Source organism: Cupriavidus basilensis, from assembly GCF_008801925.2.
Taxonomy (GTDB): Bacteria; Pseudomonadota; Gammaproteobacteria; order Burkholderiales; family Burkholderiaceae; genus Cupriavidus; species Cupriavidus basilensis.
Genome location: NZ_CP062803.1, coordinates 3775284 through 3790596, shown reverse-complemented (window position 1 = coordinate 3790596; position 15313 = coordinate 3775284). Strand labels below are relative to the sequence as shown.

The 15313-nt window shown below is 64.2% G+C and carries 14 protein-coding genes; 10 read left to right on the top strand and 4 right to left on the bottom strand.

The features are described from left to right. The first annotated feature begins 84 nt into the window (after positions 1–84). Together F7R26_RS17395 and mnmA are read left to right on the top strand one after the other, a co-directional pair. Entirely contained in the window at positions 85–588 is a 504-nt protein-coding gene (locus F7R26_RS17395) for an NUDIX hydrolase (RefSeq protein WP_193692085.1), read from the top strand. Further along, positions 585–1685, top strand: a complete 1101-nt coding sequence (gene mnmA, locus F7R26_RS17390) for a tRNA 2-thiouridine(34) synthase MnmA (RefSeq protein ID WP_150985946.1) — start codon at positions 585–587, stop codon at positions 1683–1685. The genes F7R26_RS17395 and mnmA overlap by 4 nt, the downstream gene beginning before the upstream one ends. 85 nt (positions 1686–1770) lie before the next feature. Here mnmA and F7R26_RS17385 read toward each other — a convergent pair whose 3' ends face one another. Next, positions 1771–2385 carry a glutathione S-transferase family protein gene (locus F7R26_RS17385; RefSeq protein ID WP_150985947.1) on the bottom strand — a complete coding sequence of 205 codons (615 nt, stop codon included), beginning with the start codon at positions 2383–2385 and terminating at the stop codon, positions 1771–1773. Positions 2386–2836: 451 nt separating this feature from the next. On the opposite strand from F7R26_RS17385, the gene purB reads away from it, so the two are divergent. The 8 genes from purB to F7R26_RS17345 all read left to right on the top strand — a co-directional run bounded on the left by purB (position 2837) and on the right by F7R26_RS17345 (position 11676). Then, a complete protein-coding gene (gene purB, locus F7R26_RS17380) occupies positions 2837–4213 on the top strand; it encodes an adenylosuccinate lyase (protein ID WP_150985948.1) in 1377 nt (458 codons plus the stop codon). A gap of 255 nt (positions 4214–4468) precedes the next feature. Further along, complete coding sequence (locus F7R26_RS17375) at positions 4469–5059, top strand: cytochrome b (RefSeq protein WP_170301867.1); 591 nt, start codon at positions 4469–4471, stop codon at positions 5057–5059. A gap of 75 nt (positions 5060–5134) precedes the next feature. Continuing rightward, on the top strand, positions 5135–5707 hold the full coding sequence (locus F7R26_RS17370) for a YceI family protein (RefSeq protein WP_043349502.1): 573 nt from the start codon (positions 5135–5137) through the stop codon (positions 5705–5707). Positions 5708–5774: 67 nt separating this feature from the next. Then, positions 5775–6356 (top strand): YceI family protein, encoded by a 582-nt coding sequence (locus F7R26_RS17365; RefSeq protein WP_150985949.1) that lies wholly within the window; start codon positions 5775–5777, stop codon positions 6354–6356. A 429-nt stretch (positions 6357–6785) separates the two neighbouring features. Further along, positions 6786–8177 carry a class I SAM-dependent methyltransferase gene (locus tag F7R26_RS17360; RefSeq protein ID WP_150985950.1) on the top strand — a complete coding sequence of 464 codons (1392 nt, stop codon included), beginning with the start codon at positions 6786–6788 and terminating at the stop codon, positions 8175–8177. 22 nt (positions 8178–8199) lie between these two features. Next, on the top strand, positions 8200–9531 hold the full coding sequence (locus tag F7R26_RS17355) for a sensor histidine kinase (RefSeq protein ID WP_150985951.1): 1332 nt from the start codon (positions 8200–8202) through the stop codon (positions 9529–9531). Positions 9532–9538: 7 nt separating this feature from the next. After that, positions 9539–10672, top strand: coding sequence for a hybrid sensor histidine kinase/response regulator (locus F7R26_RS17350; protein WP_150985952.1), 1134 nt, complete (start codon positions 9539–9541; stop codon positions 10670–10672). After that, positions 10669–11676: a response regulator gene (locus F7R26_RS17345; protein WP_150985953.1), complete on the top strand. Its 1008-nt coding sequence runs from the start codon at positions 10669–10671 to the stop codon at positions 11674–11676. Before F7R26_RS17350 ends, F7R26_RS17345 begins: the two co-directional genes overlap by 4 nt. A gap of 98 nt (positions 11677–11774) precedes the next feature. Here F7R26_RS17345 and secF read toward each other — a convergent pair whose 3' ends face one another. The 3 genes from secF to yajC form a co-directional block, all read right to left on the bottom strand. After that, positions 11775–12746 carry a protein translocase subunit SecF gene (secF, locus tag F7R26_RS17340; protein ID WP_150985954.1) on the bottom strand — a complete coding sequence of 324 codons (972 nt, stop codon included), beginning with the start codon at positions 12744–12746 and terminating at the stop codon, positions 11775–11777. 91 nt (positions 12747–12837) lie between these two features. Next, on the bottom strand, positions 12838–14709 hold the full coding sequence (gene secD, locus F7R26_RS17335) for a protein translocase subunit SecD (RefSeq protein ID WP_150985955.1): 1872 nt from the start codon (positions 14707–14709) through the stop codon (positions 12838–12840). Between the two features lie 237 nt (positions 14710–14946). After that, a complete protein-coding gene (gene yajC, locus F7R26_RS17330) occupies positions 14947–15276 on the bottom strand; it encodes a preprotein translocase subunit YajC (RefSeq protein ID WP_150985956.1) in 330 nt (109 codons plus the stop codon). Positions 15277–15313 lie beyond the last annotated feature (37 nt).

The window sequence follows — 15313 nt, the reverse complement described above, 5'->3', positions numbered from 1 at the left end:
CGCGGCGCCGGATGCGTCGGATGCGCAGGATGCGTGAAAGGGCGGCAACCGGTAGAATGCCGGATTGCCTAAAATTTGTGCATCATGTCACACGACTGGAAGGCCAGCGTCACGGTTGCCGCGGTAATTGAGCGCGGCGGCCGCTTCCTGCTGGTGGAAGAAGAAACCCCCGACGGCCTGCGGTTGAACCAGCCTGCCGGCCATCTCGACCCGGGCGAGAGCCTGATTCACGCCGTCATCCGCGAAACGCTGGAAGAAACCGCGCACACGTTCGAGCCGCGCGCGCTGCTGGGCTGCTATATGGCCCGCCCGCACTCGGCCGGCACGGCGGCGCGCCCGGGTGGCGACATCACCTATGTGCGCTTCGCCTTTACCGGCGAGCTGGGCGCGCTCGATGCCGGGCGTCAGCTCGATGTGGGCATCGTGCGCACCGTGTGGATGAGCGCCGACGAAATCCGCGCCTGCCCCGAGCGCCATCGCACGCCGCTGCTGCTGGCCTGCATCGAGGACTACCTGGCGGGCAAGCGCTTCGCGCTCGACGTGCTTTACACCCATCCTTCCGTGGTGGGCAGCGGAGTGCTGTCATGAGCCAGGGCAAGCGCGTGGTGGTGGGCATGTCGGGTGGCGTGGATTCGTCGGTGACAGCCTGGCTGCTCAAGCAGCAAGGCTACGAGGTGATCGGCCTGTTCATGAAGAACTGGGAAGACGACGACGACAGCGAGTATTGCTCGACCCGGCAGGACTGGCTGGACGTGGTCTCGGTGGCCGACCTCATCGGCGTCGACGTGGAAGCGGTCAATTTCGCCGCCGAGTACAAGGACCGCGTCTTTGCGGACTTCCTGCGCGAATACTCGGCCGGCCGCACGCCTAACCCGGACGTGCTGTGCAATGCCGAGATCAAGTTCAAGGCCTTCCTGGACCACGCCATGTCGCTGGGCGCTGACACCATCGCCACCGGCCACTACGCGCGCGTGCGCGAAGCTGGGGCGGATGTGGGGGCCGGCACGGGCCGCTTCGAGCTGCTCAAGGCCTTTGACCACACCAAGGACCAGAGCTACTTTCTGCACCGGCTGAACCAGGCGCAGCTGTCGCGCACGCTGTTTCCGCTGGGCGAGATGCCCAAGACGCGCGTGCGCGAGATCGCTGCCGAGATCGGCCTGCCCAATGCCAAGAAGAAGGATTCCACCGGCATCTGCTTTATCGGCGAGCGGCCGTTCCGCGATTTTCTCAACCGCTACCTGCCGACCAAGCCGGGGCCGATGAAGACCCCGGACGGCAAGGAAGTCGGCCAGCACATCGGTCTGGCGTTCTACACGCTGGGGCAACGCAAGGGCATCGGCCTGGGCGGCAGCCGCGCGGGCAACGGCGACGCCTGGTACGTGGCGCGCAAGGATATGGCCAGCAACACGCTGTATGTGGTGCAGGGCCATGAGCATCCGTGGCTGCTGACGCCTACGCTCGACGCGGCCGACCTGTCGTGGGTGGCGGGCACCGGTCCGGCAGTGGGCACCACGCTGTCGGCCAAGACGCGGTATCGGCAGAGCGATGCGCCCTGCACGGTGACGGGGGCCGGCGACGATGCCCTGCAACTGACGTTCGCGCAGGCGCAGTGGGCGGTCACGCCCGGCCAGTCGGCGGTGCTGTACGACGGCGATGTCTGCCTGGGCGGCGGCATCATCCGGTGACGCGCGCCGAGCGCGATCGCATGAAAAAACCGGCTCGATGGCCGGTTTTTTTTCCTCTTCGCGCGGCAGGAGGCGCAGGCAAGGCTCAGGCGCGTGGCGGTTCCGTGTCGATGAACGACTGGCGCTTGGCAAGCTTGTCCTGGTACACGGCGAGGCGCGGGTGGCGCTCACGCCAGGCGATGTCCGGGAAGCGGAAGTCGAGGTACGACAACGCGCAGCCCACGGCCACGTCGGCCAGCGAGTAGTGGTTGCCCGAGCACCAGGGCCGGTCGGCCAGGCCGTCGGCGATGGCGGCCACCGCGGCGTCGATCTTGCCGAGCTGGCGCTGGACCCAGCGCTCGCTGCGCTGCGCGGGCTCGCGCTGCGTGTGTTCCAGGCGTGCCAGCAGGGCGGCATCGAGCAGGCCGTCGGCCAGCGCTTCCCAGCAGCGTACCTCGACGCGTTCGCGGGCGCCTTGCGGGATCATGCGGCTGACGGGCGTCAGGGTGTCGACGTATTCGACGATCACGCGCGAGTCGAAAATCGCGCCGCCGTCTTCCATGACCAGGCACGGTACCTTGCCCAGCGGGTTGAACTGGGAGATGGTGGTGTCCGGCGACCACACGTCAACCTCGACCATCTGGTAATCGATCTTCTTTTCCGCCATCACGACGCGCACCTTACGCGCGTAAGGGCTGGTTTGCGATGCATACAGCTTCATGGACTCCCCTCGAGCTTGTTATGAAGTGCATCGGCCGCGTCTCGCGCGCCCCGGCATGCCCGATGCACTTCATAACAGGCTAGCGGATCGGCGAGCGCGAGTATACCCGTGCCCCGTCCGGGATGTGCCGGGCGTGCGCGGCGCCTGCCTGCCGTGTCGTCATGCCGAGACGCGCGAGCTGCCCGGCCCCGCGAACGCGTCCACAGAAGGCGGGCCGCGATGGTAAAATGCCCGCTTTCCGTCGTGCCGTCAGTCGGTTTTTGCGCCGAATTGTTCTCTTCTTGAGGCGAATTGGACCTGTTTTTGTGTCTTTTCCCCTCGTTAGACCGGTTCGGCCTTGTCACCGGCCACTTCGGCCCGCGAGGGCCTCGCCCGGCCATTTTGCCCGCGCAATCTGCCCGCCCGGCCACGCTTGCGTAACCACTTCCCTCTATCCCTCCGGTCTCCCAGCATGTCTTCTTCCTCGCTCTCCCCGCTCACCGCCCTGTCTCCTATCGATGGCCGCTACGCCTCCAAGGCCGATGCGCTGCGCGAGTGGCTCTCGGAAGCAGCCTTCATGCGCAACCGCGTCAAGGTGGAAGTGCACTGGCTGATCGCGCTGTCGCAAGCCGGCCTGCCCGACATGCCGAAGTTCTCGCCGGCCTCGGAAGCGGCCCTGCTGGCGCTGGTGGACAACTTCACCGAAGCCCACGCATCGCGCATCAAGGAGATCGAGGCGGTCACCAACCATGACGTGAAGGCCGTGGAATACTGGCTCAAGGAACAGGTCAAGGGCAACGCCGAGCTGGAAGCCGCGAGCGAGTTCATCCATTTCGCCTGCACCTCGGAAGACATCAACAACACTTCGCACGGCATGATGCTCAAGGGCGCCCGCGAAGGCGTGATCCTGCCCACGCTGCAACGCGTGCACGCGCGCCTGGTGGAGCTGGCGCATGCCAATGCCCGCCAGCCGATGCTGTCGCGCACCCACGGCCAGCCGGCCAGCCCGACCACGCTGGGCAAGGAAATGGCTAACGTGGCGGCACGCCTGGCGCGCGCCATCGAGCGCATCCAGCGCGTGGAGCTGCTGGGCAAGATGAACGGCGCGGTCGGCAACTACAACGCCCACCTGTCGGCGTACCCCAGCTTCGACTGGGAAGCCTTCTCCAGGCAGGTGATCGAAACGCGCCTGGGCCTGACCTTCAACCCCTACACCATCCAGATCGAGCCGCACGATTACATGGCCGAGCTGTTCGACGCCATCGCCCGCGCCAACACCATCCTGCTCGACCTGAACCGCGACATCTGGGGCTATATCTCGCTGGGCTACTTCAAGCAGCTCACCAAGGCCGGCGAAATCGGCTCGTCGACCATGCCGCACAAGGTCAACCCGATCGACTTCGAGAACTCGGAAGGCAACCTGGGCCTGGCCAACGCGGTGCTGCGCCACCTGTCGGAAAAGCTGCCGCTGTCGCGCTGGCAGCGCGACCTGACCGATTCCACCGTGCTGCGCAACATGGGCGTGGCCTTCGGCTACAGCCTGCTGGCCTATGAGGCCTGCCTGCGCGGCCTGGGCAAGCTGGAAACCAACCCCGAGCGCCTGGACGAAGACCTCGACAACTGCTGGGAAGTGCTGGCCGAGCCGGTGCAGACCGTCATGCGCCGCTTTGGCGTGCCCAATCCCTACGAGCAGCTCAAGGAACTGACGCGCGGCAAGGGCATCTCGCGCGAGGCGCTGCAGACCTTCATCAGCGGCCTGGCGATCCCCGACGATGCCAAGAAGCTGCTGCTGGAAATGACCCCGGCCACCTATATCGGCCGCGCCGTCAGCCTCGCCGAGCGCGTGTGATTCTTCCGGCCTGCCGGCCGGCGCGTTGCAAAAAAAGCCATCCCTGCGGATGGCTTTTTTGTTGTTGGGCGGCCAGCGCGGGCACGGCTTGCCGGCTGCGGCGTAATGTCACTTCAAATGGTTTGAATGATTCCATGAATTTCAGACCGTTCCGCAACCTGCCTGCCGCACAATAATGCGAGAATTCAAGGAGCAGCAGCAATTGCCGTTCAGTAAAAGATTGTGAAACGCCCGCAAGGGCAGGGGTCCTTATCCATGCATTCCCAAGCCAAAGCCGGCGCCCACGCCGGCGCTGCCGCAGCGCCGCAGCCGACGTCCGCCTATGGAGCCACGGCGATCGGCCTGCACTGGATCATCGCGCTGCTGATCTTCGCCGCCTTCGGGCTGGGCCTGTACATGACCAGCATCCCGGGCTTGTCGATGCTCAAGCTCAAGCTGTTTTCCTGGCACAAGTGGATCGGCGTGACCGTCTTTGCCATCGCGGTGCTGCGCGTGCTGTGGCGCGCCACCCACCGCGCGCCGGCACCGGCCGCGGGCACTCCGGCCTGGCAGGCCAAGGCCGCGCACGCGGCGCACCTGCTGCTCTACGCGCTGATCGTGGTGGTGCCCATCACGGGCTACCTGTACAGCTCGGCTTCAGGGGTTCCCGTGGTCTACCTGGGCATCTGGCAGCTGCCCGCGCTGATCGAGAAGAGCGATGCGCTCAAGGAAATCCTCAAGCTGGTCCACATCTGGCTGAACTACCTGATGGCCGTGATCGTCGTAGTGCATGCGGCGGCTGCCATCAAGCATCAGTTCATCGAACGCGATGGCACGCTGGCGCGCATGCTGCCGTTCCTCAAGTAAGCCGACGTACCGACATACCGGCAAACCGACAAATGACCGAGGGCCGCAAGGCCCTCTTAGCGACAGGAGTTTTTAATGAAACGCATTCCCCGCCCGAGCGCGCTCCTGATGGCAGCCACGCTGGCCACCGCCGGCATCGCAGCCAACTACGCCTGGGCCCAGGTCGACGCGGCCAAGAGCTCGGTCACCGCGACGGCCCGCCAGATCGGCGTGCCGATGGAGGGCAAGTTCAAGAAATTCGACGCCACCGTCGCGTTCGATCCCGCCAAGCTGGCAACATCCTCGGCCAAGGTCGAGATCGACGTGTCCAGCTTCGAGATCGGCGACGCCGAGACCACCAAGGAGGTCAAGGGACGCGACTGGTTCGACGCGGCCAAGTACCCCAAGGCGGTGTTCCAGTCGACCAGCATCAAGGCCGGCGCCGCCGGCAAGTATGAGGTGGCAGGCAAGCTCACCATCAAAGGCAAGACCCAGGACGTCGTGATTCCGGCAAGCTATCGCCAGGATGCCGGTGGCCAGGTGTTTGAAGGCGTGCTGCCGATCAAGCGTACCGTGTACAACATCGGCGACGGCGAATGGAAGGACACTTCCGTCGTGGCCGACGATGTCCAGATCAAATTCCGTATCGTGACCTTGGCCAAGAAGTAAGCGCGCGGCGCCCATCTTCCCAGCCATTCCTTTGCTGTTCATCCCCAACTTTTTGCCGGGAGCTCTTATGAAATTGCGCACCATCCTCGCCGCTGTCGCGGCCCTGTCCGCCGTCGGCGTCGCATCCGCCAACACGGTGACCTACAACCTCGATCCCACCCACACGTACCCGAGCTTCGAAGCCGACCACCTGGGCGGCCTGTCGACCTGGCGCGGCAAGTTCGAAAAGTCGAGCGGCGTGGTGACGCTGGACCGTGCCGCGAAGACCGGCTCGGTGGATATCAAGATCGATCCCGCCTCGGTCGACTTCGGCAACAGCAAGCTGAACCAGCACGTGAAGGGCCCCGACATGTTCAACGTCGAAGCCTTCCCCGAAGCCACCTACAAGGGCAAGTTCTCCAAGTTCAACGGCGATGTGCCGACCGAAGTCGATGGCGTGCTGACTCTGCACGGCGTGTCCAAGCCGGTCAAGCTGGAGATCCGCGAGTTCAAGTGCATCCAGCATCCGATGCTCAAGCGCGAAGCCTGCGGTGCTGACGCGGTGGGCACCTTCAACCGTGCCGATTTCGGTATCGACTACGGCGTGAAGATGGGCTTCAAGCCCGAGGTCAAGCTGGCGATCCAGGTCGAAGGCGTAAAGGCGGACTAAAGCCCGGCCAAGTGCCAACCAAGCGTCGACTAAAAAAAAGGCCGGGAGCATTCCCGGCCTTTTGCATTATTTTCGGTGGTTTCCAGTCGTTCCTGGCTCGGCGAGCGGGCTTGCGCAGGTTGTGTTGTCTGCACTTGACGCCCACAGTACAATGATCCGCTAAGATTCAGTTACAGTCCTACCCAGTACAGTCTCAATCAGTCTCACTCAGTTTCAGTCTCAGTCACAGTTACCAGGGTGTAGTCGCGCGCGTGCCATCATCAGGACGCCCATGCCCGCAACCGATTACCGACATGTATCCCAGCAGTACCCCCTGACACTGGCCTAGCGTAGCGATCCATCGCCCTACGAGCTGTACCCGGCCAGTCAATGATGCATTGTTGAACTGGGCGGCCGGCAGCGTTTTTCGGATTTCTCTGGCGCAATACCGTGTACTCCCAAACGCAAATCGATCCGGTGGTTAGTTTCCGCAACTCGCAGGGCGAGCAGGTGCGGGGCACAATTATCAATCTCCAGAGAAAAGCTCTGGTGATGGAAATCTACAATCCATACTCGATCGTCCAGGTCAGTGAGGTGCTGAGCGAGCTGAGTGTGCGCATGGGCAGCAAGAACGCCTACCTGGGCAAGGCGGTGGTGATGAGCCTGGTGAACACCGGCCTCACCGCGGTGGTATCGCTGACGCTGATCGATGAATGGCGCGAGCTGAGCGACCTGCCCAATGAGCCTAAATCGGTTGGGCGCGAGGCCGAACTGTTCATCAACGACTGGGATGCGCGCTTCAATATCCGGCGCGATTACCAGATCGTGGTCAACGAAATGCGCGCGTTTCTCTCGGAAGTCTCGCGCTGGGTCGAGCAGGTCGACCTGACCGAGAACCTGCCCAAGACCGACGGACGGTTGCGCGAGGACGTGTTCTACGAGCTCGCCACGCCAATCATGCTCAAGGTCAAGACTTACCTTGACCGGCTCGAAGGCGAGGCCGAGCAGGTGGACGCGGAGATCGCGCCGGTGCACCGCACATACGCGCAATCGGCCCTGCATCCGCTGCTGCTGCGCGCCCCCTTTGTCTACCGCACCTTCACCAAGCCGCTGGGCTATGCGGGCGACTATGAGATGGTCAACCAGATCCTGAACGATCCGCAGCAGGGCCCGACCACCTACTTCCAGATCGTCAATACGGCCTTCCTCAAGGCGGCCGTGGCGACCGCCCACCGCAACCGGATCGACCTGCTGGTCGATTTCCTGTCGCGCCAGGCCGATGCCGCCCGCGCGGCCGGCAGGCCGTTTCGCATCCTGAATGTCGGCTGCGGCCCGGCCTTCGAGATCCAGCGCTTCGTGCGCGAGTATCCTCAGCCCGAGCTACTGTCGTTCCAACTGGTCGACTTCAGCGAGGAGACCCTGGCTTACACCAAGTCCTCCATCGAGGGCTCGGCCGCTTCGGCGGGGCACACGGTGTCGGTGGAGATGGTGCATCAATCGGTACATGAACTGCTTAAGCGCAAGATCGCGCCGGACGACGCCGGGCTGCGCGAGTTCGATGCGGTGTACTGCGCCGGGTTGTTCGACTACCTGTCCGATAAGGTGTGTTCCCGCCTGCTGAGCTATTTTGCCGCGCGTACGCGGCCGGGCGGCCAGTTGCTGGTAACCAACGTCCATTCGGACAATCCGGAGAAATTCGGGATGGAACACCTGCTGGAGTGGTACCTGATCTATCGCGACGAGGCCAGGATGAGTATGCTGCTGCCCGAACAATCCCGCGATCACAAGCTCTATGTCGACCAGACCGGGGTAAATGTGTTCGCCGAAGCGATCATCCTCTGAAACGCCAGTAGCCGGCCCAGCCATGAGCACCAATCAACTTTACGCGGGTTACCAGACCGAGCTGGCGGATTTCCGCCTGGCCTTCAGCCGCGGCGGCGCCTATACCGCCATCGTGCTGGTGCTGCTCGGCGTGGGGCTGGACTACGGCCAGTATCCGCAGTTGCAGGCGCCCTTCGCCGTGGCGCGCGTGCTGGTGTCGCTGCTGATCGCCGGCATCGTGATGCTGTTGTACAGCACGGCCGGGCGCCGCTTTGCGCCATGGCTGACGTTGTCGTGGCTGCTGCTGCCGCAGATCATGATCTCGTGGATGATCTGGCATACCGATGGCGTGGAGTCGCCGTATTACGTCGGGCTGAATCTCGCCATCTTCGCGTCAGGCATCGCGCTGCCGTTCGGCTTGTGGCAGAACCTGGTCTTCGGGATACTGTCCTACCTGTTCTACCTGCTTGCCTGCGTGCTGCACCCCGGCGGCATCGAGCCGGCGGGCACCTTTATCGTCAATTCGCTGTTCCTGCTGTTTGCCGCGGCGGCCAGCGCGGTCTATACCTTCTTCAATGAGCGGGCGCGCTTCATGCTGTTCCGCCTGAAGGCCGAAGTGGCGGAAAAGAACGGCGAGCTCGAAGTGATCAACCGCAAGCTGGTCGACATCAAGGGCCAGATGCTGCAGCAGGAAAAGATGGCGGCCATCGGTACGCTGGCCGCGGGCCTGCTGCACGAGGTCAACAACCCGGTCAACTTCTGCCTGATGGCAATCGAAGTCGCGCTGGAAGAACCGGTGGCCAAGAACGAACCGATGCTGCAGGAGTGCCTGGTGGACGCCAAGCAGGGAATGCAACGCATCCAGCATATCGTGTCGGACCTGAAGACCTTCGCCTATCGCAAGCCCGGTGCCGAAGCGGAGGGCACACCGTTCCTGTTCGAGAAGGCGCTCGATTCCTCGATCCGGCTGACCGCCCATGAACTGCGCGGGGTGGCGGTCACGCGCGAGCTGCCGACCGATACGCTGGTGCTGGGCGACGAAGCCGCGGTGATCGGTGTGCTGATCAACCTGTTCTCCAATGCCGCGCTGGCCATGCGCAAGGCCGGCACGCAGGCCCCAGCCATCCATACCACCGTGAAGTGGGTGGAGCGCCGGCTGCATGTGACCGTGAAGGACAACGGGCCGGGCATTGCGCAAGAGCACCTGGCGCGCGTGTTCGAGCCCTTCTTCACCACGCGCGAAGTCGGCCAGGGCCTGGGCCTTGGCTTGTCGATCAGCTACGCGGTGATCGAGCGTCACGGTGGCGTGCTGTTTGCCGAGAGCGAACTGGGCAAGTGGGCCTCGTTCAGCTTCGACCTGCCCCGAGCCGACTGAGAATGCCATGAGCGACGCCCGTCAACCACGGCTTACCGTGCTCTACGTCGATGACGAGGAAATGGCATGCAAGTACTTCGCCCGCGCGGTCGGCACGGAGTACGAGGTGCTGGTTGCCAGCGGCGCCGACGAAGCAGTACGCATCCTGCGCCGGGAGAGTGCGCGCATCGCCGTGCTGGTGACGGATTTCCGCATGCCGGGGCGTGATGGCGGCGACCTGCTGCGCCAGGTTGCGCTCGAATACCCGCAGATCGTGCGCATCCTGGTGACCGCCTACGCGGACAAGGACATGCTGTTGAAGACGGTCAACACTGGCGAAGTGTTCCGCATCCTGGAAAAGCCCATCGAGCTGGGCCAGGTGCGCGAAGCGCTGCGGCTGGCCGCCGAGCGCTATCGCGAACGCTCGATCCGCCATCAGCGCCTGATGGCGATCGACGAGACGCTGGCCTTCCTGGCGCATGAACTGAACACGCCGTTGGCGGCGATTGCAAATTTTGCGCGGGGTATCGAAAGCCGTATCGCGGCGGAATACAATCCGCTGCGCCAGAGCGAGATTGGCCAGGCGGCCACGTCGATGCACGACAACGCGCAGTATTGCCTGGCCGTGATTTCGTCGTTCCTGCAGTCGGTGCGCAGCAGCGGCAGCCGGCCGAGCACGCGAGCGGGCGCCAGCCGGGAAGTGACCGCCGGCGGCCTGATCGCCGCGCTGCTCGACACCTACCCCTTTGCCGGGCCGCAGCGCGAGTGGGTGAAGATCGAAATGCATGACGACTTTGCCGTGCGCACACTGCCCAATTGCGTGGCGCTCGTGCTGTCGTCGCTGTTGTCCAATGCGCTGCGGGCGCTTGACGGCGTCGACTCGCCTTCGCTGCGTTTCGTGGTGGCGGCCGAGCCCGATGCCGCGATCCGCATCTGCGACAACGGCCCGGGCATACCACCTGAGGTGATGGGGCGCCTTCTGGTGGATCCGGTCACCACCCATGCGAGTACCGGCGGCAACGGACTGGGCATGATTTTTTGCAACCGTGTCATGCAGTCTTTCGGTGGCGGCATCCGGATCGAGTCTACGTCCGGTGCGGGTACCACGGTGACGCTGGATTTCCCCAATACCAAGAGTCGAATGCATAGGAGTAATCGATGAACGAACCGAATGCCACGCAGGCACCATCACCGGCGATTCTGTTCGTCGATGACGAGGCGACGGCCGTCAAGTATTTCCAGCGTGCCATCGGAGCCCTGGCGCCGGTCGTGACCGGTGGCTCGGTCGAAGAGGGCAAGGCGCTGCTGGATGCGCACGCGGACAGCCTTGCGGTCCTGGTCTCCGACCAGCGCATGCCGGGCGAGTACGGCAACGAGCTGCTGCGCTACGCGCGCGAGCGCTATCCGCACATCGTGCGGATCCTGACCACGGCCTACTCGGAGATCGAGCATACGGTCGCGGCCGTCAACGAGGGGCAGATCCATCGCTATATCAAGAAGCCGTGGGACATCACCTCGCTGCGCATGGAGCTCAAGCAGGCGCTTGAGATGGCCGGCCTGCGCAAGGAGCGCGACCAGTTGCTGCGCGAGAAGCTGAGCGTGCTGCAGCGGCAGACCATTGCCGCGCGCATCGGCCTGATCCGCACGCTGTCGGCCAGCCTGATTGGCCCGGAGCGCTTCCAGCCGGTGGACACCTACCTGGCCTCGGCCGCGCTGGTCGGCGTGCAGAATCCCGAGCCGGACTGGCTGTTGATGGACTACGCCGACCTGGTGGCGGCGGAAAGCCGCCGCAGCGGCACCTTCGGCCACGCGGTAGCGGCCAAGCTCGCCGCGCTGCGCACGCAGCTTGCCGGCCGTGGCGCGGGCGATGCGGTGGCGGCACTGGCCGAGACGCTGGCCGCGACGCAAGGCGCAGCCAACGTGCGCCGCGATGGGGATGCCCTGGTATGGATCCAGGGCGCCGCGCTTGCCGAGTACCTGGGGGAGCCGGTGGATAAGGAAGTGTCCGCGCAGCACGCCACCTGGCTGGCCGGGCTGCTGTGGCTGGATGAAACCGGCGGCGCGCTCAAGGCTGTGCGGGAGGGCGATTCCATCGTCTACCGGCCCGCCGATCGCACCGCGGAGTTTGCCGCGGATCGCCTGGCGGTGTGGATCGAGCAGTTCTGAGCGCGTCCCGAGCGCGTTCCGAGTAGCAACGGCATAACAAAGAAGGGCACCCGAAGGTGCCCTTTTTTGTTGGCTTGAAACTATCCGCGGCAGGCCCGTCAGGCTTGCGCGCCGAAGTTCGGGTCTTCGCGGTCGACGTCGCCCGGCTTCTTCTCGCCCTTGACCAGGTCCTCGCGCTTGACGCCCAGCCACATGGCCAGCGCCGCGGCGACGAACACCGAGGAGTAGATGCCGAACAAGATGCCGACGGTCAGCGCCAGCGCGAAGTAGTGCAGGGTGGGGCCGCCGAAGAAGAACATCGACAGCACCATCATTTCGGTCGAGCCGTGGGTGATGATGGTCCGCGAGATGGTGCTGGTGATCGCGTTATCGATGATCTCGTGCGTGGTCATCTTGCGGTACTTGCGGAAGTTCTCGCGAATCCGGTCGAAAATCACCACCGATTCGTTCACCGAGTAACCCAGCACCGCCAGGATTGCCGCCAGCACCGACAGCGAGAATTCCCACTGGAAGAAAGCGAAGAAGCCCAGGATGATCACCACGTCGTGCAGGTTGGCAATGATGCCGGCCACTGCGAACTTCCACTCGAAGCGGAACGACAGGTAGATCACGATGCCGGCCACCACGCACAGCAGCGCCAGCAACCCGTCGGTGGCCAGTTCCTTGCCCACCTGCGGGCCGACGAACTCGACACGCTGGAGCTTGACGTCAGGCGTGGCCGTCTGCAGGGCGGTCATGACCTGCTCGCTCTGCTGGGCCGAGGTGACTGGCTTGCCGTCCGGACCCTTTTGCAGAGGCAGGCGGATCATCACGTCGCGCGAAGTGCCGAAGTTCTGCACCTGCACGTCGGTGTAGCCAAGCTTGCTGACCTGGCCGCGGATGCGCTCCAGGTCGGCCGTCTGCTGGTAGTTGACCTCCATCACCGTACCGCCGGTGAACTCGATCGACAGGTGCAGGCCCTTGTGTGCCAGGAAAAATACGGCGGCGGCAAACGTCAGGAAGGAAATCACGTTGAAGATCAACGCGTGCTTCATGAACGGAATATCGCGCCGGATGCGGAAGAATTCCATGTTGAATCCTGTTTTGTACGGCAGCGCCTGCTGCCGTTCTATGCTGGTTGGATGTCCGTGCGCGTTCTGTGCGCGCGGACATCCATGATGCTTACTTTGCGACGGTGCCCTGGCTGTCCGAGCCCGGCTTCCAGATCTGGCCGATCGCCACGCTTTGCAGCTTCTTCTTGCGGCCGTACCAGAGGTTCACCAGGCCGCGGTTGAAAAACACCGCCGAGAACATCGAGGTCATGATGCCCAGGCAGTGCACCACGGCAAAGCCGCGCACCGGGCCGGAGCCGAAGGCAAGCAGCGCCAGGCCCGCGATCAGGGTGGTCACGTTGGAGTCCAGGATGGTGGCCCAGGCGCGGTCAAAGCCGACGGCGATCGCCATCTGCGGCGATGCGCCGGCGCGCAGTTCCTCGCGGATCCGCTCGTTGATCAGCACGTTGGCGTCAATGGCCATGCCGAGCACCAGCGCGATAGCGGCGATGCCGGGCAGCGTCAGCGTAGCCTGCAGCATCGACAGTACCGCCACCAGCAGCAGCAGGTTGATGGCCAGCGCGGCCACCGAGAACACGCCGAACAGCATGTAGTACAGCATCATGAAGACGGCGATGGCGCCAAAGCCGTAGGCCACCGAGTCAAAGCCCTTCTTGATGTTGTCCGCGCCCAGCGACGGGCCGATGGTGCGTTCTTCGATGATTTCCATCGGCGCGGCCAGCGAGCCGGCGCGCAGCAGCAGGGCCAGGTCGTTGGCGGCTTCGGTGGAGTACGAGCCGGTGATCTGGAAGCTGGAACCCAGTTCGGACTGGATCGTTGCCACCGTCAGTACTTCGCCCTTGCCCTTCTCGAACAGCACGATGCCCATCGGCTTGCCGATGTTCTCGCGCGAGACGTCGCGCAGCACGCGGCCACCCTGGGCGTCGAGCTTGATGTTGACCGAGGCGCGCTGGTTCTGGTCGAAGCCGGCCGAAGCGCTTTCGATGCGGTCGCCGGTGAAGATCACCTGCTTCTTGAGCACCACCGGGGCGCCATTGCCTTGCGTGAACAGCTCGCTGCCGAAGGGGATCGGGTCGCCCGGGCGCGGGTTGCGCGGCGCGTCGGGGTCGGCCAGGCGGGCTTCCAGCGTGGCGGTGCGGCCGATGATGTCCTTGGCCTTTGCGGTGTCCTGCACGCCAGGCAACTGCACCACGATGCGGTCGGCGCCTTGCTGCTGGATCACCGGCTCGGCCACGCCGAGCTCGTTGACCCGGTTGTGCAGGGTGGTGATGTTCTGCTTGACCGCCGCATCCTGCACCGCCTTGCGGGCCGCATCGGTGAACACGCCGGAGATGTTGTTGCCATCCGGGGTGAACGCCAGCTCGCGCAGGTTGTCGGCCAGGATGCCGCGCGCCTTGGTGGCGTCGTCGGCATTGTTGAAGCGCACCGTCAGGCGGTCGCCGTCGCGGTCGATGCCGCCATGGCGGATGCCTTTGTCGCGCAGCAGGGTTCGGGCGTCGCCGGCCAGGCTGTCGAGCTTCTTGTCGACCGCGCCCTTCATGTCCACCTGCAGCAGGAAGTGCACGCCACCGCGCAAGTCCAGCCCCAGGTACATCGGCAGCGCGTGCATGGCGGTGAGCCAGCGCGGCGAGCCCGACAGCAGGTTCAGCGCGACCACGTAGGTGGCGTCGTTGGGGTCGGGGTTGAGCGCGCGGGTCAGCACGTCCTTGGCCTTGAGCTGCTCGTCGGGCGTCTTGAAGCGCGCCTTGACCGAGCCGGACTGCCCGTTCAGGTCGAAGAACATGCCGTCGGGCTGCAGGTTGTTCTGCGCCAGCACCTGCTCGATCTGCTTTTGCATGGCCAGGTCGACCTTGACCGTGGCCTTGGCGGAGGAGACCTGCACGGCAGGCGCCTCGCCGAAGAAGTTCGGCAGCGTGTAGGTGATGCCGATGGCCAGGGCCACCAGGATCACGAGGTATTTCCAAAGCGGATAACGATTCATCTTTGGCCAGTCGTTCTTCGGTTGGCGGTGCCGACGAGACCGTCAGCGGGCAGTTGGCGCCACCGCACCGGTTGGCAAACAGCCGCCTGGCATCCACGGATAACCCGTGCTGGATCAGGCGGCTGCAGGGGCACGCGCGCTAAAGGCGTGCCGGGAAGGGCGAAAAAGCAGGCAGGCGGTGCGGGAGAAGCTGGGCGGTGCCTGAGTCAAGCAACGCCCCGCCCGCGGCCCCGGTGCTCAGAGCGACTTCAGCGAGCCCTTGGGCAGCACCGTGGTAACCGCGCTCTTTTGCACCGTGATTTCGGTGCCCGTGGCGATTTCGATGGTCACGTATTGTTCGTTGACCTTGGTGACACGGCCGAGAATACCGCCGGCGGTCACGACTTCGTCGTTCTTGGCCAGGGCTTCCAGCATTGCCTTCGATTCTTTCTGGCGCTTCATCTGCGGGCGGATCATGATGAACCACAGCACCGCGAACATCAGGATGATAGGCAGGAAACTCATCAGGCCACCCGCCGCGCCGCCGGTGGCACCGGCAGTCTGGGCAAATGCGTTAGAAATCAGCACGTTGCTTCTCCGTCACAAAGTCAATCAGTTAGTCGGT

What these genes read in the sequence shown, in the direction of transcription:
- F7R26_RS17395 (WP_193692085.1), top strand. Translation starts at nt 85, where the DNA reads ATGTCACACGACTGGAAGGCCAGCGTCACGGTTGCCGCGGTAATTGAG.
- mnmA (WP_150985946.1), top strand. Translation starts at nt 585, where the DNA reads ATGAGCCAGGGCAAGCGCGTGGTGGTGGGCATGTCGGGTGGCGTGGAT.
- F7R26_RS17385 (WP_150985947.1), bottom strand. Translation starts at nt 2,385, where the DNA reads ATGAAGCTGTATGCATCGCAAACCAGCCCTTACGCGCGTAAGGTGCGC.
- purB (WP_150985948.1), top strand. Translation starts at nt 2,837, where the DNA reads ATGTCTTCTTCCTCGCTCTCCCCGCTCACCGCCCTGTCTCCTATCGAT.
- F7R26_RS17375 (WP_170301867.1), top strand. Translation starts at nt 4,469, where the DNA reads ATGCATTCCCAAGCCAAAGCCGGCGCCCACGCCGGCGCTGCCGCAGCG.
- F7R26_RS17370 (WP_043349502.1), top strand. Translation starts at nt 5,135, where the DNA reads ATGAAACGCATTCCCCGCCCGAGCGCGCTCCTGATGGCAGCCACGCTG.
- F7R26_RS17365 (WP_150985949.1), top strand. Translation starts at nt 5,775, where the DNA reads ATGAAATTGCGCACCATCCTCGCCGCTGTCGCGGCCCTGTCCGCCGTC.
- F7R26_RS17355 (WP_150985951.1), top strand. Translation starts at nt 8,200, where the DNA reads ATGAGCACCAATCAACTTTACGCGGGTTACCAGACCGAGCTGGCGGAT.
- F7R26_RS17350 (WP_150985952.1), top strand. Translation starts at nt 9,539, where the DNA reads ATGAGCGACGCCCGTCAACCACGGCTTACCGTGCTCTACGTCGATGAC.
- F7R26_RS17345 (WP_150985953.1), top strand. Translation starts at nt 10,669, where the DNA reads ATGAACGAACCGAATGCCACGCAGGCACCATCACCGGCGATTCTGTTC.
- secF (WP_150985954.1), bottom strand. Translation starts at nt 12,746, where the DNA reads ATGGAATTCTTCCGCATCCGGCGCGATATTCCGTTCATGAAGCACGCG.
- secD (WP_150985955.1), bottom strand. Translation starts at nt 14,709, where the DNA reads ATGAATCGTTATCCGCTTTGGAAATACCTCGTGATCCTGGTGGCCCTG.